The 20,941-nt window shown below is 57.8% G+C and carries 20 protein-coding genes; 12 read left to right on the top strand and 8 right to left on the bottom strand.

Annotated elements, in window-relative coordinates:
• Positions 1 to 45: 45 nt before the first annotated feature.
• Positions 46 to 1,227 (bottom strand): membrane dipeptidase, encoded by a 1,182-nt coding sequence (locus ACR0KS_RS04100; protein WP_170562907.1) that lies wholly within the window; start codon positions 1,225 to 1,227, stop codon positions 46 to 48.
• Positions 1,228 to 1,360: 133 nt separating this feature from the next.
• Here ACR0KS_RS04100 and ACR0KS_RS04105 point away from each other — a divergent pair, with 133 nt between their 5' ends.
• From ACR0KS_RS04105 to ACR0KS_RS04115, 3 genes are read left to right on the top strand one after another with little or no spacing between them, the layout of a single operon-like run.
• Positions 1,361 to 2,335 (top strand): Gfo/Idh/MocA family protein, encoded by a 975-nt coding sequence (locus ACR0KS_RS04105; RefSeq protein WP_170562910.1) that lies wholly within the window; start codon positions 1,361 to 1,363, stop codon positions 2,333 to 2,335.
• Between the two features lie 58 nt (positions 2,336 to 2,393).
• Positions 2,394 to 2,663, top strand: a complete 270-nt coding sequence (locus ACR0KS_RS04110; RefSeq protein WP_170416865.1) for a DksA/TraR family C4-type zinc finger protein — start codon at positions 2,394 to 2,396, stop codon at positions 2,661 to 2,663.
• Between the two features lie 15 nt (positions 2,664 to 2,678).
• The gene (locus ACR0KS_RS04115) at positions 2,679 to 3,566 is read left to right on the top strand and encodes a DMT family transporter (RefSeq protein WP_170562913.1); all 888 of its coding nucleotides are present in this window, start codon (positions 2,679 to 2,681) and stop codon (positions 3,564 to 3,566) included.
• Here ACR0KS_RS04115 and ACR0KS_RS04120 read toward each other — a convergent pair whose 3' ends face one another.
• From ACR0KS_RS04120 to ACR0KS_RS04130, 3 genes are all read right to left on the bottom strand, one after another.
• Positions 3,567 to 5,387 (bottom strand): M3 family oligoendopeptidase, encoded by a 1,821-nt coding sequence (locus ACR0KS_RS04120; protein ID WP_170562916.1) that lies wholly within the window; start codon positions 5,385 to 5,387, stop codon positions 3,567 to 3,569. It abuts the gene before it with no gap.
• Between the two features lie 66 nt (positions 5,388 to 5,453).
• Positions 5,454 to 6,431 (bottom strand): alpha/beta hydrolase, encoded by a 978-nt coding sequence (locus ACR0KS_RS04125; protein ID WP_170562919.1) that lies wholly within the window; start codon positions 6,429 to 6,431, stop codon positions 5,454 to 5,456.
• Complete coding sequence (locus ACR0KS_RS04130) at positions 6,431 to 6,721, bottom strand: SCP2 sterol-binding domain-containing protein (RefSeq protein ID WP_170562922.1); 291 nt, start codon at positions 6,719 to 6,721, stop codon at positions 6,431 to 6,433. Before ACR0KS_RS04130 ends, ACR0KS_RS04125 begins: the two co-directional genes overlap by 1 nt.
• A gap of 31 nt (positions 6,722 to 6,752) precedes the next feature.
• On the opposite strand from ACR0KS_RS04130, the gene ACR0KS_RS04135 reads away from it, so the two are divergent.
• From ACR0KS_RS04135 to ACR0KS_RS04160, 6 genes are all read left to right on the top strand, one after another.
• Complete coding sequence (locus tag ACR0KS_RS04135) at positions 6,753 to 7,361, top strand: tetratricopeptide repeat protein (protein WP_170562924.1); 609 nt, start codon at positions 6,753 to 6,755, stop codon at positions 7,359 to 7,361.
• A 22-nt stretch (positions 7,362 to 7,383) separates the two neighbouring features.
• Positions 7,384 to 10,182, top strand: a complete 2,799-nt coding sequence (locus ACR0KS_RS04140) for a DEAD/DEAH box helicase (protein ID WP_170562927.1) — start codon at positions 7,384 to 7,386, stop codon at positions 10,180 to 10,182.
• A 6-nt stretch (positions 10,183 to 10,188) separates the two neighbouring features.
• The gene (locus tag ACR0KS_RS04145; RefSeq protein WP_170383800.1) at positions 10,189 to 10,554 is read left to right on the top strand and encodes an RNA-binding S4 domain-containing protein; all 366 of its coding nucleotides are present in this window, start codon (positions 10,189 to 10,191) and stop codon (positions 10,552 to 10,554) included.
• 66 nt (positions 10,555 to 10,620) lie between these two features.
• On the top strand, positions 10,621 to 10,959 hold the full coding sequence (fdxA, locus tag ACR0KS_RS04150) for a ferredoxin FdxA (protein WP_170383802.1): 339 nt from the start codon (positions 10,621 to 10,623) through the stop codon (positions 10,957 to 10,959).
• Between the two features lie 284 nt (positions 10,960 to 11,243).
• Complete coding sequence (locus ACR0KS_RS04155) at positions 11,244 to 11,759, top strand: CarD family transcriptional regulator (RefSeq protein WP_170348382.1); 516 nt, start codon at positions 11,244 to 11,246, stop codon at positions 11,757 to 11,759.
• A 114-nt stretch (positions 11,760 to 11,873) separates the two neighbouring features.
• A complete protein-coding gene (locus ACR0KS_RS04160) occupies positions 11,874 to 12,644 on the top strand; it encodes an ion channel (protein ID WP_170562930.1) in 771 nt (256 codons plus the stop codon).
• Here the strand turns inward: ACR0KS_RS04160 and cobS are convergent.
• Positions 12,641 to 13,405, bottom strand: a complete 765-nt coding sequence (gene cobS / locus ACR0KS_RS04165; RefSeq protein WP_170803169.1) for an adenosylcobinamide-GDP ribazoletransferase — start codon at positions 13,403 to 13,405, stop codon at positions 12,641 to 12,643. The two genes, ACR0KS_RS04160 and cobS, sit on opposite strands and share 4 nt — an antisense overlap.
• Before the next feature lie 79 nt (positions 13,406 to 13,484).
• Here cobS and cobT point away from each other — a divergent pair, with 79 nt between their 5' ends.
• Positions 13,485 to 14,498, top strand: a complete 1,014-nt coding sequence (gene cobT, locus ACR0KS_RS04170) for a nicotinate-nucleotide--dimethylbenzimidazole phosphoribosyltransferase (RefSeq protein WP_170562936.1) — start codon at positions 13,485 to 13,487, stop codon at positions 14,496 to 14,498.
• A 25-nt stretch (positions 14,499 to 14,523) separates the two neighbouring features.
• Here cobT and ACR0KS_RS04175 read toward each other — a convergent pair whose 3' ends face one another.
• Together ACR0KS_RS04175 and ACR0KS_RS04180 are read right to left on the bottom strand one after the other, a co-directional pair.
• Positions 14,524 to 16,404 (bottom strand): monovalent cation:proton antiporter-2 (CPA2) family protein, encoded by a 1,881-nt coding sequence (locus tag ACR0KS_RS04175; RefSeq protein ID WP_170383810.1) that lies wholly within the window; start codon positions 16,402 to 16,404, stop codon positions 14,524 to 14,526.
• Between the two features lie 19 nt (positions 16,405 to 16,423).
• Entirely contained in the window at positions 16,424 to 16,879 is a 456-nt protein-coding gene (locus ACR0KS_RS04180) for an Lrp/AsnC family transcriptional regulator (RefSeq protein ID WP_170562939.1), read from the bottom strand.
• Between the two features lie 145 nt (positions 16,880 to 17,024).
• Between ACR0KS_RS04180 and hppD the strand changes: the two genes are divergently transcribed.
• Entirely contained in the window at positions 17,025 to 18,122 is a 1,098-nt protein-coding gene (hppD, locus tag ACR0KS_RS04185; protein WP_170562942.1) for a 4-hydroxyphenylpyruvate dioxygenase, read from the top strand.
• Positions 18,123 to 18,181: 59 nt separating this feature from the next.
• Here the strand turns inward: hppD and ACR0KS_RS04190 are convergent, their stop codons facing one another.
• Positions 18,182 to 20,035, bottom strand: coding sequence for a hypothetical protein (locus tag ACR0KS_RS04190; protein WP_480693129.1), 1,854 nt, complete (start codon positions 20,033 to 20,035; stop codon positions 18,182 to 18,184).
• A 209-nt stretch (positions 20,036 to 20,244) separates the two neighbouring features.
• Between ACR0KS_RS04190 and ACR0KS_RS04195 the strand changes: the two genes are divergently transcribed.
• Positions 20,245 to 20,940, top strand: coding sequence for an SIMPL domain-containing protein (locus tag ACR0KS_RS04195; protein ID WP_170562948.1), 696 nt, complete (start codon positions 20,245 to 20,247; stop codon positions 20,938 to 20,940).
• Position 20,941 lies beyond the last annotated feature (1 nt).

Consider the following 20,941-nt stretch of genomic DNA (forward strand, 5'->3'; position numbering starts at 1 on the left):
CACCCCAATTCTGGAAAAGCCCGCCGAAACCGGCGGGCTTTTTCGTTACTGGGCAAGCTGTTGCCTGAACACGCGCACCATGTTTTCGCCCATCACCTTGCGGATCTGATCCTCGGTCAATCCCTCGGTCAAAAGCGCCGAGGTCAAGGCCGCCAGTTCGGATGTGTCAAACGCGGTCTCAACCGATCCGTCATAATCTGACCCAAGCGAAACATGGTCTTCACCAACCGTTTCGACGGCGGCCTTGATCATCTTGGCGATACCGGTTGGCGTGATGTCCCCACAGGTGACGTCCGCCCAATATCCCATGCCAATGACGCCCCCGGTTGCGGCAATCTCCAGCATCAGATCGTCAGGATAGTTCCGTTTGACGGGGCAGAACCCATGCAACCCACCGTGGCTGACGATCAGGGGGACGTCTGTCATCGCGATCACGTCCCGCGCGACCTGCGGGCTGGAATGCGCAAGGTCGATCACCACGGGCATCGCCGCCAGCTCTGCCACAACCTCGCGCCCGAAATCAGACAGTCCGGTATTTGTCTGACCGTGAAGCGAGGAGCCCAGTTCGTTGTCGAAAAAGTGGTGAAGCCCGAACACCCGATGCCCGGCGTCAAAAATCTCTTTCAGATTGGTCAGGTCACCTTCCAATGGGTGACCACCTTCGATGCCCAGAATGCCGCCCACGATTGGCTTGCCTTCGGCGCGCGCCTCAAGCACGTCTTCCAGATCACCGCGTGTTTTGACGACTTTGAGCTGACCGTTGGACGCGGCCTCGAACTGGTGGAGCTTTTCTGCCTGATAAATCGCGCGTTCTTTCAGACTGTTCCAGGTACGCAGTGGCCACAACTGACCCACGGCCAGAAGGGTGATGTTGTCAAACGAGTCCGCGGAGTTGGCTTCGTAGTTCTGACCGGCCGGGGATTTCGTCACTGCGGTGAAAACCTGCAGGGCCACGTTTCCTTCGATAAGGCGCGGGATGTCGACCTGTCCTCGCGTGCCGCGCTCGGTCAGGTCCCGGCTCCACAGCAAAGGGTCGGCGTGAAGATCGCCGACGATGAGGGTCTCGTGCAATGCGGCGGCATCATCCGTCACGTTGTAAGGGTCGTGCGCGATGACACTGTTGCGTTCGGCTTCGATGTAAGGTGGCAGAAATACGAAGAAAACCAACGCCCCCACAACTACCGTGACGGCGATCAGGATACCGACCCATTTCAAGAATTTGCGCATTTGCTCTCCCTCTCTTTATTGGCGGATAGGTTACGGAGAATGCCCGCCGAGAAAAGCCTGACTTAGCGTCCACTGGTTGATAAAGAGGTTTGGACACGCAGCGACAGGCCGCGTTTGAGTTGGGAGGAGACACATGCAAAAACCTGTTCAATGGGGCGTTCTGGGTGCCGCCAACTTTGCGCGCCGCCATATGGCTCCGGCGATCCATGCAGCGAATGGTTCGCGCCTGTCCGGGCTTGCCACGTCGAGCCCGGAAAAGGCCGAGCCGTTTCAGGCGTTTTGCCCTGATTTGAAAATCTATGATGACTATGAGGCGTTGCTGGGTGATCCAAACATCGAAGCGGTCTATATTCCGCTGCCCAATCATCTGCACGTTGAATGGAGCATGAAGGCGCTTGAAGCTGGAAAGCATGTGCTGTGCGAAAAGCCGATGACGATGCAGGCCGCTGAATTCGATACGTTGATCGCCAAGCGTGACCAAACAGGGTTGCTGGCGGCCGAGGCCTATATGATCGTGCATCACCCGCAATGGCAGTTCACGCGCAAACTCATTGCGGAGGGCGCGATCGGTAAGCTGGCGCATGTGACTGGCGCGTTCAGTTTCGACAATCGCACCGACACGGGAAATATCCGAAATCGGGCCGAGACAGGCGGCGGTGGCCTACGCGATATCGGCGTTTACGTGATCGGAAGTGCTCGGTTTGCGACGGGGCAGGAGCCCGTTTCGGTGCAGTCCGCGATCCGTTGGGAAGACGGTATTGATGCCTTCACCGAAATTCGCGCGCAGTTCCCGGATTTCACCTATTCCAGCTATGTCTCCATCCGAATGCACCCGCACCAAGAGATGGTATTTCATGGCGAAGGCGGGGTCATACGGCTGACCGCCCCGTTCAACGCGCGGGTATTTGGCGAGGCGCGTGTGGAATTGCATCGCCCCGGTCTTGAAGTGCAGGTCACGCGCTTTCCCGGGGATGATCACTACAAGCTGCAGGTCGAAGCGTTCAGCCGATCGGTACGTGACGGTGCCGATTACCCATGCCCACTTGAATTCTCGCGCGGCACGCAAGATGTAATCGACCGCGTTTTCGAGGGCGCGGAACCCCTCTGACTTGCGCGCCGCCGCCCGCGTGGATTAACCTGTCGGATACCGGATCAGGAGGGTGCACATGGCTGGTGGCTGGGCGCGCGATGGCGCGGTGAGTGAACAGATCGAGGCGTCAATTTCAGATGAGCTTGCCCGCATGCAGGCCCAAAAGCGCCCTGTAGGTCAAAGCCTGACCCATTGCGCCGAGTGCGAAGAACCGATCCCTGAAAAGCGGCGGGTCGCCATACCGGGCGTGAAACTGTGTCTGGATTGTCAGCAGGAGCGTGACGGGACCTATAAGTCGCGCGCCGGGATCAATCGGCGCGGGTCGAAAGACAGCCAACTCAAATAACGCTGGAGGAACAGCTTGGCCGACACCCGCGCACAGCCGTCAATATGGCAAAACGGGCTGTTTCTGGGGTTTATGGCGGCGTTCCTGTGGGGCACGCATAGTGTCATCGTTCGGTTTCTGAACAACGATCTTGGTGGAATGCAGATCGCGGTGTCGCGCCTGTTTATTGCGGCGCTGGCGATCTACGGCCTGTTGCGTGTTTTGAAAGTTCAAGCGTCGGTCCGATGGCGCGACCGCTATTTCCAGCTTGCAGTCCTGTCGACCGTCATCAACTACATCCTCTTTCATATCGGGCTGGAGCATACCGGGGCCGCAAATGCCATGGTGCTAGAGAACACGGCACCGTTCTTCGTTTTGGTGTTTCTGTATTTTTTCGCCGAAACACCCGTTACCCGAACCGATGTTCTGGCAACATGCCTCGCGATATTGGGTGTGTTTCTAACCGTCTTTCGAGACTTCCAGGGCGGTGGCGAACCTTTATTCGGCGATATCCTCGAAATAGGCGCGGGCTTAAGCTGGGCCGTGTTTCTGATCGCAAGCAGCCGGGCAATGCGAAACTCGAAATCCACCGGTGAACGTCTGAACTTTCTGTTCGGGATATTCTTGTGCTCGGGACTTCTGTTGCTGCCGTTGGCGGCGCTGTCCATGCGAGTGCCGACAGCGACGGACCTGCTGTTCCTGATCCTTCTTGGCGTTCTGCCGACGGCGTTGGCCTATTACCTTTGGTACGAGGCCGCAGCACGCGTCTCGACCCTGGCCGCGACACTCTTGTTCGCAGCCTCGGTCGTGTTCACCTTCATCAATGCGGCGATTTTTCTGGGGGCCGCGATCACTCCGATCGCGGCCACGGGTGCTGTACTGATTGTGGCCGCTGTCTTTCTGACAACCAAAAACCAGACGTGATCAGCCTTCCATCGCTTCCAATTCGTCGATGAAGCCCGAGATCATGCTTAGCCCTTTGTCCCAGAACTTGGGATCGCTGGCGTCCAGCCCGAACGGGGCCAGCAAGTCCTTGTGGTGCTTTGATCCACCGGCGCGCAGCATCTCGAAATACTTGTCCTCGAACCCGTCCGAGCCGCTTTCGTAGACCGAATAGAGCGCGTTTACCAAACCGTCGCCAAACGCATAGGCGTAGACATAGAAGGGCGAGTGGACGAAGTGCGGGATATAGGCCCAGAAGGTCTCGTACCCGTCCATGAATTCAAATGCGGGCCCAAGGCTTTCGGCCTGCACGCTCATCCATAGGGCGTTGATGTCGTCGGGGGTCAGTTCGCCTTCGCGCCGGGCGGCATGGAGCTTGCATTCAAAGTCGTAGAAAGCGATCTGGCGGACGACCGTGTTGATCATGTCCTCGACTTTTCCGGCCAGCAGAACCTTGCGCTGTTCCGGCGTTTCGGCCTGATCCAGCATTTTGCGGAAGGTCAGCATTTCGCCGAACACCGACGCTGTCTCGGCCAGAGTCAGCGGGGTCGAGGACAGCATCTCACCCTGATCTGCAGCCAGAACCTGATGCACGCCGTGGCCCAGCTCATGCGCAAGCGTCATCACATCGCGCGGTTTACCCAGATAGTTCAGCATCACGTAAGGGTGGACGTCCGTCACCGTCGGATGCGCAAACGCGCCCGGCGCTTTGCCCGGTTTCACCGCTGCATCGATCCAGCCTTTCGAGAAGAAGGGCGCTGCGATCTCGCCCATCCGGGGGTCGAAGGCGTTGTAGGCATCCATCACCGTTTTCTCGGCCTCGTCCCAGCCCACGACGCGCGTGTCTTCCATCGGCAGCGGCGCGTTACGGTCCCAGACCTGCATGACGTCCAGTCCCAGCCATTTGCGTTTCAGCTCGTAATAGCGATGGCTTAGCTTGGGGTAGGCGGCCACGACCGCCTCGCGCAGTGCCTCGACCACTTCGGGTTCGACATCGTTCGACAGGTGGCGACCTGTTTGGGCGGTCGGCATGTTGCGCCAGCGGTCCACGATTTCCTTTTCCTTGGCCTGTGTGTTGTGAACGCGGGCAAAGGTTTTGATGTTGTCTTGAAAGACCGAGGCCAGCTCTCGCGCGGCGGCTTCGCGTTTGCTGCGATCTTGCTCGGTCAGGAAGTTCAGGGTGCCTTCGATGTTCAGTTCTTCGCCATCGACCGTAAAGGTCAAACCGGCGATGGTTTCGTCGAAAAGACGTTCCCACGCATCACCAACCACACCGAGGTCATGCAGGAACTTTTCCAGTTCATCAGACAGTTGGTAGGGCTTCATCGCGCGGATACGGCGGAATACGGGCTCGTATCGGGCCAGATCAGCGTTCGACCCGAAATGCGTCTTCAGCACGTCGTCGTCGATACGGTTGATTTCCAGGGTGAAGAAAACCAGTGGGGTTGTGAAGATCGTGATCTTTTCCTGCATGTCCGACAGGAACTTGGCACGCTCGGCATCCGTGGTCAGTTGGTAGTAGCGCAGACCGGCAAAGGACATGATCCGCCCGGCAATCGCGTTGATCTTTTCGTTGCGCAAGACGCAGTGCAGCAAGCCGTCGGCATCCAGATCGGCCAGCTTGCCTTCGTAGTCGGCGGCAAAAGAAGCACATTCCCCTTCCAGCCATTCCAGATCGGCAGCCAGTTCAGGCGCGTCCTCAGAGCTGTAAAGGTCCGTCAGGTCCCATTCCGGCAGGTCGCCAAGATTGTCGGCCCCTCCGACTGCATTTGCGTCACGGACGGGAAAGGGAAGGTCGCGCATGGATCACCTCGAAAATCTGCATTTGCAAACATCTAGGCGCGACGCTCAAGGATCACAAGCAGGGTCTTAGCTTGACAGTGCCGGTTCCGACTTTGGATTGGTTTTTGCAGCTTTGAAATGCGCTGCCAGTTGGTCGAATACTGGGCCGCGTATATCGGACGCTTCCATTAGGACTTCGTGTTCGCCATCTGGAATCTCGACCAGCGTTCCACTGGGCCAGTTCGCCATGCGCGCACGGATCGCCTTGCGGTCGACGATCTGTTCGTGGCTGCCGAGGAAAGTCAGGCAAGGGGTGGCAGGGGCGGTTTGCGCCATGAGCCACGAACACTCCTCCAGCGCCTCGCGCAGCCAGATGGTCGAAGGTGCGCCCAAGGTCAGATCCGGATAGGCGATCAACTGGTCCTGCATCATTTTATACATGTCAGGATCGCGTGTCAGAACGTTGCCCTCGAAGGGCTGCGATAAAACGTAACTCTCAAGCGACGTGGTAGGGGGTGTCTTTTCCCCAAGGCCAAAACGCGGCCCCCAATAGGCCGTCAATCGGCTGAGAGGTTTCATCAGGGGCGTAAAGAAAATACCCCACATCGGCCCGGTAAAGGCGCAAGCTGCAAAGCAGTCGTTCTCAAAAACGGCGCGCAGTCCGATTGCGCCGCCCATCGAGTGTCCGATGACAAACCAAGGCTTTGGCAGGTTTTGACGCTGCGCCATGTCAAGAACGGCCCGCACGTCCTGTTGATAGTCGGTGAATTTGTCAACGTGGCCAACCCGAGGGTCATCTAGCAGTCGATCCGCCAGCCCCTGTCCACGCCAGTCGATTGAAAGAAAAGCAAACCCGCGCCCCACGAATTCGGATGCTGCGTCGCCGTATTTCTCGATATACTCGGTTCGTCCCGGAAACATCATTACTGTTCCACAGGCATTGCCTTCGGGCATCCAATGCGCAACCCGAATACGAGTGTCATCCGCGGTGTTCAGCCAATGAGCCTGACCGCCGGGGGGTGCGCCGGCCACATCTTCAAACAAAGGGGCCGGCAACAGATTCATCAGGCCAGAGCCGACGCCAACTGCATGGCGATACCCATGTCGCCGTCTACAGTGAGTTTGCCGGACATGAATGCACCGGTCGGGTTCAGTTCGCCGCTCAGGATTTGTTCAAAAGTTTCAGCATCCGCGCTCATCGTTACGTCGGTGTCTTCGTCGCTGATGCGTGCGCCGCTGCCGTCCAGCACGATCGAGCCCAGATCCGCGATTGCAAACTTGGCAGAGGCTGCAAAACCGCTGTCGGCCAGTTTTTCGTTCAGCGCTGCTGCGGCTTTTTCCAGAGTGTCGCTCATGATTCTCCTCACATTGATTTGAGCGCGAGGAATGGACATCCCTTTGCGCTACGCTACACTGAACGCTGTTATGATCACTACTTGCACAAATCTCAAAGGTATCGTTGCGGCAACTGCATTGCTAGTCACGTTTTCCATTCCTTGTGCCGCTCAGACCGCAGATTCCAGGGACGAGGCTGAACTGCTGGAACAACTGGCGCAATCGACGCCGGAACAAGCAACGGGTCTGGATCGCCAACTCAAGGCGCTGTGGGCTTTGTCCGGGTCCGCATCGGCAGATTTGCTGTTAGAGCGTGGACGCGAGGCATTGGACGACGGTGATACGCAGGCCGCGATTGACCACCTGACGGCCTTGACCGATCACGCGCCCGAATTCGCAGAGGGCTGGCATGTCCGCGCGTCGGCTTTTTTTGGCATCGAACGCTTTGGCATGGCGGCGGCCGATTTACGGCAAGCTCTCGCTTTGAACCCGAACAATTACGAGGCCATTTATGGCTTGGGTCTGATTTTTGAATTTGTCGGCAAGCCTGACAAAGCGCTGGCGGCCTATGAACGCGCCTTGGCTATACATCCCCATCACGAAGAAGTAACCAATGCGGTGAATCGACTGAAGCCTCAGGTCGAGGGCTCGGCCCTCTAAAGCGCCGGGGCAGGGGGCAAGAGTGAGCGGGTCATCCCGAATCGTGGCCGTACTGGGCCCAACCAACACAGGCAAAACCCACTACGCGATCGAGCGGATGCTGGGGCACCGGACCGGTGTGATCGGCCTGCCGCTGCGTCTTCTGGCGCGCGAGGTTTATGACAAGATCGTCGCCATTCGTGGACCGTCCGTCGTGGCGTTGGTCACGGGCGAGGAACGGATCGTACCCCCGCGCACGCAATATTGGGTCTGCACGGTTGAGGCGATGCCCGAAGGCATGGGGGCCGATTTCGTGGCCATCGACGAAATCCAGCTTTGTACCGACCCCGAGCGTGGCCATGTTTTCACTGACCGCCTGCTGCGGTCGCGTGGCACCAATGAGACGTTGTTTCTGGGCTCGGACACCATGCGCGGGCCCATCGCAGCGCTTGTGCCCGAGGCGCAGTTTGTGCGGCGCGAGAGGATGTCTCAACTGGTCTATGCCGGGTCGAAAAAGATCAGCCGGATGCCCCCGCGCAGCGCCATCGTCGGGTTCTCGGTCGATAGTGTTTATGCCATCGCAGAGTTGCTGCGCCGTCAAAAGGGCGGGGCGGCAGTCGTCATGGGCGCACTCAGCCCGCGCACGCGCAACGCACAGGTTGACCTCTATCAGAATGGCGAGGTCGACTATCTGGTCGCCACCGATGCGATCGGGATGGGACTGAACCTGGATGTGAACCATGTGGCGTTTTCCTCATTGACCAAGTTCGACGGTCGGCGGATGCGGCCCTTGGCCCCTAATGAGCTGGCGCAGATCGCAGGTCGGGCCGGACGCGGCATGTCGGACGGCACCTTTGGCGTCACCGGCGAGGCTCCGCCGCTGGACGAGGGGGTGGCGCAAGCGATCATGGACAGCCGCTTTACGCCGATGAAAAAGCTGAACTGGCGGAATGCCGCTTTGCGGTTCGGCTCGATAGAGGCACTAATCGACTCGCTTGAAGTTAGTCCGGACAACGAAAACCTGCTCAAAGCGCGTCCCGCCGATGACCTGAATGTGCTGAAATCGCTCTCGCAAGTGACCGAGGTAATGGCCCGCGCCAGTGACCCGCAATCTATCCGTCTGCTGTGGGATGTATGCCGAATCCCCGACTTTCGCGGCATTAGCCACGCTGAACATGCCAGCCTGCTTGAGGTGATCTACGGCCACTTGCACGAACGTAAGTCGATCCCCGATGACTTTATGGCGCGGCAAATCCGCCGGATCGACCGGACGGATGGGGATATTGATGCGCTGTCCAAACGGCTGGCATATATTCGCACCTGGACATATGTTGCGCAACGAAACGGGTGGGTTCGTGACGAATCCCATTGGCGCGGCGAAACGCGCACTGTAGAAGACAGGCTGTCGGACGCTCTGCATGACCGTCTGACCCAACGATTTGTGGACCGGCGCACATCCGTTTTGCTGCGGCGGCTCAAACAGAAGGAGGCCCTTTTGGCCGAAGTAAATGACAAGGGTGAAGTGACCGTCGAAGGCGAATTCGTCGGTCGTCTGGAAGGGTTCCGGTTTATCCCGGACAAAGCCGCGCAGGGGACCGAGGCGAAAGCCTTGAAATCGGCGTCCTTGCAGGCTCTCGCGCCGCAATTCCATCTGCGCGCCGACCGCTTCTACAACGCGCCCGATACCGAAATTGATTTCACCGAACAAGGTGGCCTGATGTGGGGCGAGTACGCCGTCGGCAAGCTGGTTGCCGGGGCTGAACCTCTCAAGCCGATGGTCGAGGTGTTTGTGGATGAGGCCGTTGGCCCCGATGTCGAACAGAAAGTGCAGCGCCGGTTGCAGCATTTCATCGACCGTAAGGTGGCCGCGCTGTTTGAACCGCTGCTGAACCTGTCGCGAGACGAGGAATTGAGCGGTCTGGCCAAGGGCTTTGCCTTCCGCATGGTCGAGGCTCTGGGCGTTCTGCCCCGCGCACAGGTCGCGCAAGAGGTCAAGGATCTGGATCAGGACGCCCGTGGCGCGCTGCGCAAGCACGGCATCCGGTTTGGCCAGTTCACCATCTTCATGCCACTGCTGCTGAAACCCGCACCCACGCGCTTGCGTCTGGTGTTGTGGGCGCTGTCCAGCGGATTGCAGGAATTCCCCGAGGCACCGCCTCCGGGTCTGGTCACCGTGCCCGTCGCCAAGGACGCGCCGCAGGGTTATGACACCATGTGCGGCTACCGCGATGCCGGCGAACGCTCGATCCGCATCGACATGCTGGAACGTCTGGCCGATATGCTGCGCGCCGAAGACAGCCGAGGCGGGTTTGAGGCCAAGCCCGACATGCTTTCGATCACCGGTATGACGCTGGAACAATTCGCGGACCTGATGCAGGGCTTGGGCTACAAGGCCGAACGCGGCGAGCGTGAAAAGATCAAGCCCGCTCCGGCAGAACAGCCTGAGGTGGAAGCGGCCGAACAATCTGTAACTGAGGAAACCCCGGCCCCCGAAGCGCCCACTGACGAGGTCGCCGCACCCGCCGAGGCGCCAGCCGAGGCCACCGAAAGCACCGAGGCGTCAGCCGAGGCTCCGGCCGCGGATGAGCCTGAGGTCGAGGTGTTCTTCACGTTCACATGGGGTCGCCAGCGGCAGCAGAACCGTGGCCCTCGCCGTGAGCAGGGGCAGGGCAAGGGCAAGCCGCGCGGTAAGTCTCAGGACAACCGTCGGCCGCAAGGCAAGAAGGGCGGCAAGCCGCAAGGCGCGAAATCCTTCTCGGCCCGTCCGCCCAAGAAAGAGAAAGCCATTGATCCCGATAACCCATTCGCTGCGGCGCTTATGGGCCTGAAGGACGGCAACTAAACGCGGATGGCGGATGCCAAGCTGCGGATCGACAAATGGCTGTGGCAGGCGCGGTTCTTCAAGACTCGCAGCCTGTCCGCCAAGCAGGTCAGCGCCGGACATGTGCGACTAAATGGAAATCGGGTGCAGAAACCTTCGCAATCGGTTGTGATTGGGGATGTTCTAACCTTTCCGCAGGGTCGCATTGTCCGGGTGGTCCGTGTTGAATTGCTGGGTGAGCGACGTGGCCCGGCAACCGAGGCTCAAACGCTTTATACTGATTTGACAGAAAAACAGGACGCTCCGCCCAGAAATCCCGGATTTGAGGGAAAAGGTCGTCCCACAAAGAAAGAACGGCGCGCGCTTGATCTTTCTCGCACTCAAGATAGCTGATCATATCTTGAAGACCCGGCCATACTGATTTAGCTAGACGCCCAAAGCGCAAACAGGAAGTCCACAATGACCTATGTTGTCACCGAAAACTGCATCGCCTGCAAATACACCGACTGCGTCGAAGTATGCCCGGTCGATTGTTTCTATGAAGGTGAGAACACGTTGGTCATCCACCCCGACGAGTGTATCGACTGTGGTGTTTGTGAACCTGAGTGCCCTGCCGATGCAATTCGCCCCGATACCGAGCCCGGAATGGATCAGTGGGTAGAGTTCAACCGGAAGTTCTCGGAACAGTGGCCGGTTATCGTGACCAAGAAAGACCCTCTGCCCGGCGCAGAAGAACGCGACGGCGAAGAAGGTAAAATGGAGAAGTATTTCTCTGAAGCGCCCGGCGAAGGCGGTTGACCGATTCGCGTTTTTGAACCGGTTGGTCAAATGCAAAAAGGTGGCGTAATCCCTTGGACACAAAGGGGATTGCTGGCTGTAAGTCGGCTGCGACTTTCGCAGGCCTCAATTTTGTGATATAATCAGAACCTGAATGATGAATGAGTTGGGGATGTGCTCCGTAAGTATGTGCGCTTTGGAGTTCTGATTTAGTGACAAATAGACCGCCTGACCGGGCCGAATATGGGCGCGGGCTGGTGTGTTTTTTTGTCTGTCCTTCGCTCAGTAACTAAGGATGAACCTGTATGTCTAAGTCGAAAAAGCTTGAGTTCCGCCCAAACGATTACGTTGTTTACCCCGCGCATGGCGTGGGTCAGATCATTTCGATCGAAGAACAGGAAGTCGCGGGATATTCACTTGAGCTGTTCGTTATCTCGTTTGAAAAAGACAAAATGACCCTGCGGGTTCCGACCAACAAGGTAACCGAGTCCGGTTTGCGGTCGCTCAGCTCGCCTGATGTTATCAGCCAGGCGATGAAAACCCTCAAGGGCAAGGCAAAGGTGAAACGCGCCATGTGGTCCCGTCGCGCGCAGGAATACGAACAGAAGATCAATTCCGGTGACCTGATCTCGATCGCCGAGGTTGTTCGTGACCTGCATCGCACCGACGATCAGCGCGAGCAGAGCTATTCCGAGCGTCAGCTTTATGAAGCCGCGCTGGAACGTCTGACCCGCGAAGTCGCCGCCGTTTCTGGCGCCGGAGAGGTTTCGGCCGCCAAACAAGTGGACGAAGTTCTGACCTCGCGCGCAGCAGCCGCCTGACGCCGCAGAACACAAATTTGAGGCCGCTCTGGATTCAGAGCGGCCTTTTTCGTGCCCGAACGCTTGGTGAATTGTCTATTTGCGGCTAATTTTCCTGTAAACAGAGGCGGGTACATGGCCAAGGTAAAGCGGACTCTCAAATATCTTTACATCGGACACGACCCGGTTTCCGTCTGGTTTCGGTACGGGTTAATCCTGTTCGATCTGGTGACGATCGTGTTTTTTGTCGCCACCGCACATGTTCCACATGGGCCGGGGCTTACAATTCTAAGCATGGTCATCGGGCTGTTGATCCTTGCCGACTTTTCCGCGCGTTTGTGGATCGCAAAAGATCGCTGGAAGCTATTTTCCAAGATATATACTCTTGCCGATCTGGTCGTGATCATTTCGCTGATGCTGGATCCCTTCATTTCCGGGAATCTTGCTTTCCTCCGCATTTTGCGGGCGTTGCGATTGATCCACTCCTATCATTTGCTCAGAGACTTACGCCGCGACAGCGAGTTTTTCAGGACACATGAAGACGCGGTCATTGCCGCGATCAACCTTTTGGTTTTCGTGTTCGTGACTTCGACTGCGGTTTTGGTCTTTTTCATTCCTGAAAACAGCCAAACGGCTTATATCGACGCGCTGTATTTCACGATGGCGACGCTGACCACTACCGGGTTCGGTGATATCACCTTGGCGACACCGGGGGGTAAGCTGTTTTCGGTGTTCATCATGGTGGTTGGCGTGGCTCTGTTCGTTAGGCTGGCGCAAGCGATCTTCATGCCTCAGAAAGTGCGCTATAAATGCCCAAGCTGTGGCCTGTTCCGCCATGACCCGGATGCGGTGCACTGCAAACACTGTGGTGAGGCTCTTAGGATCGAAACAGGTGGTGCGTCCTAAAGAACAACTGCCAGAGCCAGCAGAAATGCGATTTCAGATAGTTGCTGAGCAGCGCCAAGCACGTCGCCAGTCTGTCCGCCGATCTTGTTTGTGGCCAGAGCCGCGACTGCTGCGGTCGAGATGGCACACGCCAAAATCGGGACCAAGGCCGCCGCTCCAACCAATAGAAGCGAAAGTGCCAGAGCGACACCGACCCCCAAAATAACGGCGCCAGCACCTGGGGCTCCGACAGAGTGGCTAAGGCCAGAGCTTCGTGCATTTGGCAGCGCAGCCATTAACACCGGCATGACCGCACGTGATCCGATGCAGGCGGCGAGGACACCGGCAAACCCTCCGGCTGTCAGAACCGTGGCTATCAGGGCGACCCGGAGGCTCTGAGACAATATCAGCGTCAGGACGCCATATGTTCCGATCTGGCTGTCCTTCATGATTTCCAGACGGCGTTCCCGAGTGAACCCTCCCCAAAACCCATCGGCGCTGTCGGCCAAACCGTCTTCGTGCATGGCGCCTGTGGCTATGGCCAGAACGGAAACGATCAGAACGGCGCTGACTATGGTGGGCAGGTTCGAGGTCTCGGAAACCCAACCCAAAGCGCAAGCCAAGAACCCGACAACCAGCCCCACAAGCGGAAAGGCCCACACGGATTCTGCCTGTCGCGCAAAGACATGTTCTGGCAAGCGGGGGACCGGCAGGCGCGTCAACAGAACCAGCGCAAGCGGGATATCCCATAGGGAAATAAGCTTGGTGTCGTTTTTTAGCACTCCCGCGCCTTTCTGGGTCTTGTTGCTTCGGTCGCTTCGGTTAAACACGCAGGACCACTGTGATGCAACGAGGCTTTGGATGCTGCCCGAACTGAATGATCTTGATTCCTTCCGTGACGCTCTTGGTCAAGTGCGTGGTCCCGACAGTGATGCGTCACAAGGCGCGGCTGAACGCAACGGCCAGTTGACGAAACCGCCCGGAGCGCTGGGAAGGTTAGAGGATCTTGCGATCTGGTATGCAGGATGGCGCGGGGACGCGCGTCCGCACATCGCCTCGCCGCAGGTCATCGTGTTCGCCGGAAATCACGGCGTCACGCAACAGGGCGTGTCCGCTTTTCCGCCAGAAGTGACCGTTCAGATGGTCATGAATTTTGAACACGGCGGTGCAGCGATCAACCAGCTCGCCAAGTCGGCAGGGGCGTCAATGAATGTGCACGCGCTGGATCTGGATCGCCCGACCAAGGACTTTACCGTTGAGCCAGCCATGTCCGAAGGCGAGTTGTTGCAGGCATTGCAAACTGGTTGGGCGGCCGTTGATCCCAAAGCTGATCTTTTGGTCGTGGGCGAAATGGGTATAGGCAACACAACTCCGGCCGCCGCGATTTCGTGCGCGTTGTTTGGTGGGGACGCGTCCGATTGGACCGGTCGCGGAACCGGTGTCGATGACGCCGGGCTGGCTAACAAGACCCGTGTCGTAGCACAGGGCGTAGCCTTGCATTCCGGTTCGGGAGATGGGCTGGAAATTCTGCGCAGACTTGGGGGGCGTGAAATCGCGGCCATGGCGGGTGCGATTGCAGCGGCTCGTGTGCTGCGTATTCCGGTCATACTTGATGGGTTCATCTGTTCGGCGGCGGCCGCTTGTTTGGCTAAAACCTTTGACGGAGCGCTGGATCACGCGATTGCCGGGCACCAGAGCGCCGAGGGCGCTCATGGCGCTGTTCTTGAGCGCCTCGGCAAAAAGCCGATATTGAATCTGGGGCTGCGTCTCGGTGAGGGATCCGGTGGCGCGCTTGCTATCAACATCCTGAAAAGCGCCGTGGCTTGCCACTCGGGAATGGCGACATTCGCTGAGGCTGGCGTCTCGGACGGATAATCTAACTAGCCTGATCCAGCTTGGGTCAGGCGGATTTCTTGGCGTGCTTTTCGGCAAGCTCCAGAAGTTCGGTCTCAAGATCCTTTTCAAGCTGCTGCGCGCGCTCGATATATTTCTTGTTCTCGGCGGTGGGCATTCCCGGAATCCACAGCTCGGCAAGTTCACGGACTGACATCCGATCATGGTGGTAGAAGGTCTGTTCGGCCTGCGCCGCCTCATATTCACTGAGGCCGACGTTCTCAAGCACATAGCGGCCTGCCCGTAGTGAGCCGTCGAACATCTCGCGCACGATGTCATCAGCGCCTGCCTGATACAGCTCGTACACGTGAGTGCGATCGTGCGCACGTGCCACGATGTGCAGATCGGGCCGCTGACGTCGCGCGAAGCTGACAAGACGTGTCACTTGTTTGGGGTCATCCATAGCAGCAACAAGAACCGCCGCTTTTTCAAGGCCAGCCGCCCGCAGGAGTTCTGGGCGGGTTGGGTCGCCCAAAAAGCCTTTGACCCCAAACCGACGCATAAGTTGAACCGTTTCGATGTCATGATCCAGAACGATCGTCTTGAAACCGCTGGCGCGAACAAGCCGGTTCACAATCTGACCAAAGCGACCGATACCGGCAATAATTACTGGACCTTTTTCATCGATCTCATCCGGTTCCGGTACCGGCGCGCCTTCTCCGATCCGACGTGAGAGCAGGTCGAAGATGATGAACAAAAGCGGGGTTATCAGCATCGTCAATGCGATGATCATCAACAGCTTTTGCGACAGGTCAGGCGGGATCACGTTCTGCTGGGTCGAAAAGGCGAGAAGTACAAAGCCGAACTCGCCAGCCTGCGCCAATCCAAGAGTGAATAACCAATGGTCACGACCGCGCAATTTGAACGCCCGGCCAACCAGATAAAGGATGATCCCTTTGGCAAGAATGACCAACAATGCCAGCCCGATCAGGTCGAGCGGGTCGTTGAAGAAATAGGCGATATCAATGCCCGCGCCGACCGTGATGAAGAACAGACCAAGGAAAAGACCCTTGAAAGGTTCCAGATCGCTTTCCATTTCGTGCCGGAATTCCGAGCTGGCCAGTACGACGCCCGCCAGAAACGCTCCCAGAGCAGGCGAAAGGCCAACCAGGGTCATCAGGAACGAAATACCAACCACGATCATCAAGGCAAGTGCGGTGTACATCTCGCGCAGTCGAGTCGCGTGGATAAAGCGGAATAGCGGGCGTGTCAGATAGACCCCGGCAAGAATGACAAACGCAATCGCGCCTATGGTAACCAGCGTTACGGCCCAGCCGGGCAGCCCTTCAACCAGCGAAAGGCTGTGATGGGCTGTGTCGTGCAGGTCTTTGACGCCACGATCGATAGAGCCGTCGTCCTCGAAATGCGGAAGGGCAGGCAGGGCCAATAGCGGCAGCAGCGCGAGAATGGGAATGACCGCGATGTCCTGTGTCAACAGCACGGAAAAGGTGGCTCGGCCACCGTTGGTTTGCATCAGTCCCTTCTCGGATAACGTCTGCAACACGATTGCGGTCGATGATAGCGACAATGTGAGCCCGACGGCCAAAGCTACCGACCACGGGTGGTTTGCGTAAATGGCAACACAGGCGATCACAGCGGTCGAAAGCAGTACTTGCAAACCACCCAGCCCCAAGAGCCTGTCGCGCATATCCCACAGCGCCCGAGGCTCAAGTTCCAGCCCGATCAAGAACAACATCATGACCACGCCGAACTCTGCCACATGCTGCAGGCTTTCGGTTTCAGCACCGACCAGGCCGAACATTGGCCCAATGACGATGCCTGCAGCAAGATACCCAAGAACAGAGCCCAACCCCAGGCGCGCCGACAGCGGCACAGCGATCACAGCGGCAGCCAGATAGATCGTCGCCTGATAAAGGAAGTCGTCCATGTTTGTCCTCTTGCTCGGGTCAGGTGGGCAGGGGCGCGTCGCGCTTGAGTTGGTCCATAACGATCTGGCTTTGAACCCTCGCCACTGCAGGATGCGGCAGTATTACCTGATGAAGCAAGCGATTGAGGGCGGATAGATCGTCGCAATAAACATGGAGCAAATAATCCGCTTCTCCAGTCATCGTCCAGGCGCTGGTGATCTCAGGGCGGGTGTTGACCATGCGGGCAAAACCCTCGGACTGTTCCGGGCCGTGCGTGCCCAGATGAACCTGAATGAAGCCCTGAACCTGAAGCCCCAGTTTTAGCGGGTCCAATCTGGCCGCGTAGCCCGTGATATAGCCTTCGGCTTCAAGCCTTTGCCGTCTGCGCCCAGCCTGACTGGGTGACAGGTTCAGCATTTCACCCAACTGGTGCGCGGTCAGGTGTGCATTCTTTTGCAGGGCGGACAAAAGGCGAGTATCAGTCGAATCCAGCATATGCGGAAAATCTCCACGGTTTGTCCAAGGCGTGCGCAAATTGCGCGCCTGCTGTTAGGTTACACGAAAACAATGCGCAGAAACAGCGTTGGATAAGGCGTATTTTGGAATCAGCAAAGAAATTCCTGTTTTACGGAGACGCGCCATGGGACCCTTCCCGCACAACGCCCCGAAATCTGTCATCAGCCCAGAAAACCCCGCCGGAACTGACGGGTTCGAGTTTGTCGAATTCGCCCACCCAGACCCTCAGGAGCTGCGCGATCTGTTTGCCAAAATGGGGTTTGAACTGGTCGGTCACCACAAGGACAGACCAGCAGTCGAGCTGTGGCAGCAAGGGGATGTGACCTATATTCTGAATGCGGACGAAAATAGCTTTGCCGCGAAATTTGTGGCAGAGCACGGCCCCTGCGCCCCTTCGATGGGTTGGCGCGTGGTAGATGCCCAAAAAGCGTATGAGCACGCGGTGTCCAAAGGGGCAGAGCCTTACGATGCCGACGACAAAACAATGGACGTCCCTGCCATCAAGGGAATCGGTGGGTCGCTGATCTATTTCATTGACCAGTACTATGACACTTCGCCCTACAACCGCGAATTCACTTGGACCAAGCAGTCCAAACCACGGGGAGATGGGTTCTATTACCTCGATCACCTGACGCACAACGTCTACAAGGGCAACATGGACAAGTGGTTCAAGTTCTACGGCGACTTGTTCAATTTCCGCGAAATCCGCTTTTTTGACATTCAGGGCAAGTTCACGGGCCTCTACAGCCGTGCCTTGACGTCTCCTTGTGGGCGAATTCGCATTCCGATCAATGAAGACCGGGGTGAGACAGGGCAGATCGTCTCGTATCTGAAAAAGTACAAGGGCGAAGGCATTCAGCATATCGCAGTCGGGAGCGAGGACATCTATGCCTCGACAGACGCGATAGCGGAAAAGGGCTTGAAGTTTATGCCCGGCCCGAACGAAGCCTACTACAACATGTCCACGGAACGGGTTGCCGACCACGAGGAACCTCTGGACCGAATGATGAAGCACGGCATCCTTATCGACGGTGAGGGCGTATTGGACGGCGGCGAAACCAGAATTTTGCTGCAGATCTTCTCGAAAACCGTAATCGGCCCGATCTTTTTCGAGTTTATCCAGCGAAAAGGTGACGATGGTTTCGGGGAAGGCAACTTTCAGGCGTTGTTTGAATCCATCGAGCGCGAACAGATCGAAAGCGGCGAGATTTCAGCGGCTTAAGGTTGGTATTTAAGCCGGTCAGAGGGGGTGGACCACACTTGCCTCTGACCATGTTCCCGTCAACTTCGCGGCATCCTTAGCGTGACGTTCTGGCCTCGTTTCTGGTATCGCAACTCGCTGTCGCTGATGGCGATCACGTTGCCGCCGTCAATGCGATCTCCGACTTTCAGTTTCTTGTAGCGACCGCTTGGCAGCCGGACCAGTGCCCGCCGATTTGACGGTGTGCCATAAACGCCGATCAGGTTCAGCTTTCGCAGATTGATCGCGTTGTCGATGGTGGCTTGCCGCGCAACAGATGCAGATGATGGTATCTTGGGTGCGACAGACTTCGCCTGGAACGAACCCGCCTCGTCACCTTTTTGAGGGACCGCCGCAGTCGAGCCCAGCTTAGCGGTGGAGGTCTGAGGCTTGAGCGTCAGCCCGGCGGGGCGGGGCTTGGGCCGAGGCACGCGCACCACGGCCAGCGCCGTGGGTGTGTCGTCAACCTGCGGCCGGTCCTGCACGGACTTGGGGCGCAGTTTCGGTCTTACGCTGGCCAGTTCTTCGCGTGTGCGTCCGCCTAGCTGCTGGCGTTCAAAGCGTTCAATCAGATCGGTGGGTCTGGGCTTGGGGCGAAGTAGCGCCAAACGCGCGCTCGTATCCTCAAGAATAGGTTCTTCTTCAAAGCGAACGGGGGCTTCAGGCGGCACCTTGGTTGGGCGTCCAAGATAAACGACCACGCCGTCTGGGTTTAGCGTGCCGTCGGCAGTCGCGGTCACGAGCCCGCGATCATCAAGGTCAAACTGCGTTTCCGGGTCTTCGCGCTTGGTTATCGGCGCTACGGGAACGAACGGAGTGTCAGTGTCAAAACTGCTGACCGCTGGCAAGGCGAGCGCGTCACGCGACAGATCAGACCTGTCAATTGATGTCAAATAAAATTCGTTGGACTGGCTTTCATCCGGTTCAAGAGCAGGCTCTGCCAACGGTTCGGGGGTAACAAATCGCGCACCGGCATGTTTTTGAACAGGCTCAGGCTCAGGGTCGGGGTCCCGCGCGACTTGTTCGACGATTGTCGGCGCGACTTTCAACGCCTCCAGAATCGCGGCATCCGTTGGGGATAGGTCGGGTTCGTTGTCTTCGGCTCGCGTTGGCGGGTTCGTTGGGGGCGTTTCCAAAGCAACCGTATCTGGCGCTGTGACTTTTTCAGGCTGCAGCACCGGATCTGATGGCGTCTCCTCGGTCTGCGCGGTCACGACTTCAGGGGCATTGTCCCCATCGGGCGCGATCAAAGCCCAGGCTATCAACGCAGCACCCAAGAAAACAGCAGCGCCGATAGGCAACGCATACCCACCGAGCGATGCACTGCGCGAAAGGACACGGTAGCCCTGTGGCTTAGGGGAAGGGGCTGAACGGAAATCGGCAGGTACAGAAGACGCGGCGATCGCATGGACAGGATGTGCCCCGGATTCCTCTGGCTTGCTTTCCTCTTTTGCGTCCACCTGAGCCGGAACCTCCAAAGAAAACTGGGGTTCTGCTGGATATTCCTGCTCATCGGTCGGGGCTGTGAATTGAACAGGAATAAATCCGTGTTCGACTGCGAAGGTCTGCGCCTCTTGCAGCGTCTGCCTGGCAACCGCCGCGATATGGGTTTTGGGGCCGTCTATGGCCGTATCATAAACCAGTTCGTCCAGAGCATAGGGCGTGGCTTCTGACAACGCCGCCTGAACACGCTGGTTTTGGATCGCAGGGTCATCCGCTGCGGACTCCACGACAAGAAAGCGCACCTGACTGGCAGGCAGGACAATTTTGCAACGCAGGTTGTTTTCAAGGGCGAACCCCTGTTCGCGCAACGTTTGAAGCTGCGCGTTCAGGTCCAGCGCGTCCACGGAAACCTCGCCGACACAAAACCAGTCGCCGTCTGCAAGGTGATGCAAAGAAATTCCGGTAGAAGAAAAAGACAGCGCGAAGGCAGGTTTCATATTCCGGAAGAACCATAATTGTCAGCGTCAAAGCGGGCGATAAATCGTCCGCAGACCGACATTAAAGCAGGATCCCGCCGAGGGAAAGAAAAAGCCAATCCTTCCCCTTGTTCGGCAGACCGTTGCCACCCCATCTTGGTATAAATGAATTTGGAGGGAAGACCTTGAAGAAACTTGCTTTTTTGGCCGCTGTGCTGGCCATGACTGCCGCGAGTGTGTCGCATGCGGAAGAACGTCGCATCTCGGTCGCTGCGGCTGGCACCGTTCAGGCGGCCCCCGATATGGCAACGATCAATCTGGGTGTCACGAATGAGGATGCGCAGGCGTCAACAGCGATGCAAGCCACGTCGGACGCAGTAGCTCAGATTCTGAAACGTCTGGAGGAACTGGGCGTCGAAGCGCGGGACGTGCAGACCCGAGATATCTCATTGTCACCGGTTTGGTCGGGACGCGGCAATCAAAACGCAGACACGCCAGAGATCACGAGTTTTGTTGCCTCGAACCGGGTGATTGTGCGCGTTCAGGATCTTTCGCAGCTTGGATCGCTGATGGATGCCGTCATTCAGGATGGGGCCAACGATTTTGGCGGTCTCAGTTTTGGCATCAAAGACCCGAAGCCCCTTGAGGCCGAAGCGCGTGCCAAAGCTGTGGCCGAGGCGACCGCCAAGGCTGAACAACTGGCGCAAGCTGCGAACCTGACGTTGGGCTCGGTCCAAACGATTAGCGAGCAGGTCGCGAGCGTCCGGCCTGCCGCTCAGATGCGCGAGTACAACATGGCGGACTCCGGTGGCGTACCTGTTGCAGGCGGGGAAATCTCGGTCTCGGTCACCGTTTCGATGGAGTTCGGGATCTCGGAATAAG

The organism is Ruegeria sp. BC7 (assembly GCF_056539165.1).

Coding starts and splice junctions, on each gene's coding strand:
- ACR0KS_RS04130 (WP_170562922.1), bottom strand. CDS start 6,721: ATGAGCGACACTCTGGAAAAAGCCGCAGCAGCGCTGAACGAAAAACTG.
- ACR0KS_RS04155 (WP_170348382.1), top strand. CDS start 11,244: ATGTCTAAGTCGAAAAAGCTTGAGTTCCGCCCAAACGATTACGTTGTT.
- ACR0KS_RS04110 (WP_170416865.1), top strand. CDS start 2,394: ATGGCTGGTGGCTGGGCGCGCGATGGCGCGGTGAGTGAACAGATCGAG.
- ACR0KS_RS04120 (WP_170562916.1), bottom strand. CDS start 5,387: ATGCGCGACCTTCCCTTTCCCGTCCGTGACGCAAATGCAGTCGGAGGG.
- ACR0KS_RS04180 (WP_170562939.1), bottom strand. CDS start 16,879: ATGCTGGATTCGACTGATACTCGCCTTTTGTCCGCCCTGCAAAAGAAT.
- fdxA (WP_170383802.1), top strand. CDS start 10,621: ATGACCTATGTTGTCACCGAAAACTGCATCGCCTGCAAATACACCGAC.
- ACR0KS_RS04100 (WP_170562907.1), bottom strand. CDS start 1,227: ATGCGCAAATTCTTGAAATGGGTCGGTATCCTGATCGCCGTCACGGTA.
- ACR0KS_RS04145 (WP_170383800.1), top strand. CDS start 10,189: ATGGCGGATGCCAAGCTGCGGATCGACAAATGGCTGTGGCAGGCGCGG.
- cobT (WP_170562936.1), top strand. CDS start 13,485: ATGCTGCCCGAACTGAATGATCTTGATTCCTTCCGTGACGCTCTTGGT.
- ACR0KS_RS04105 (WP_170562910.1), top strand. CDS start 1,361: ATGCAAAAACCTGTTCAATGGGGCGTTCTGGGTGCCGCCAACTTTGCG.
- hppD (WP_170562942.1), top strand. CDS start 17,025: ATGGGACCCTTCCCGCACAACGCCCCGAAATCTGTCATCAGCCCAGAA.
- ACR0KS_RS04135 (WP_170562924.1), top strand. CDS start 6,753: ATGGACATCCCTTTGCGCTACGCTACACTGAACGCTGTTATGATCACT.
- ACR0KS_RS04125 (WP_170562919.1), bottom strand. CDS start 6,431: ATGAATCTGTTGCCGGCCCCTTTGTTTGAAGATGTGGCCGGCGCACCC.
- ACR0KS_RS04160 (WP_170562930.1), top strand. CDS start 11,874: ATGGCCAAGGTAAAGCGGACTCTCAAATATCTTTACATCGGACACGAC.
- ACR0KS_RS04175 (WP_170383810.1), bottom strand. CDS start 16,404: ATGGACGACTTCCTTTATCAGGCGACGATCTATCTGGCTGCCGCTGTG.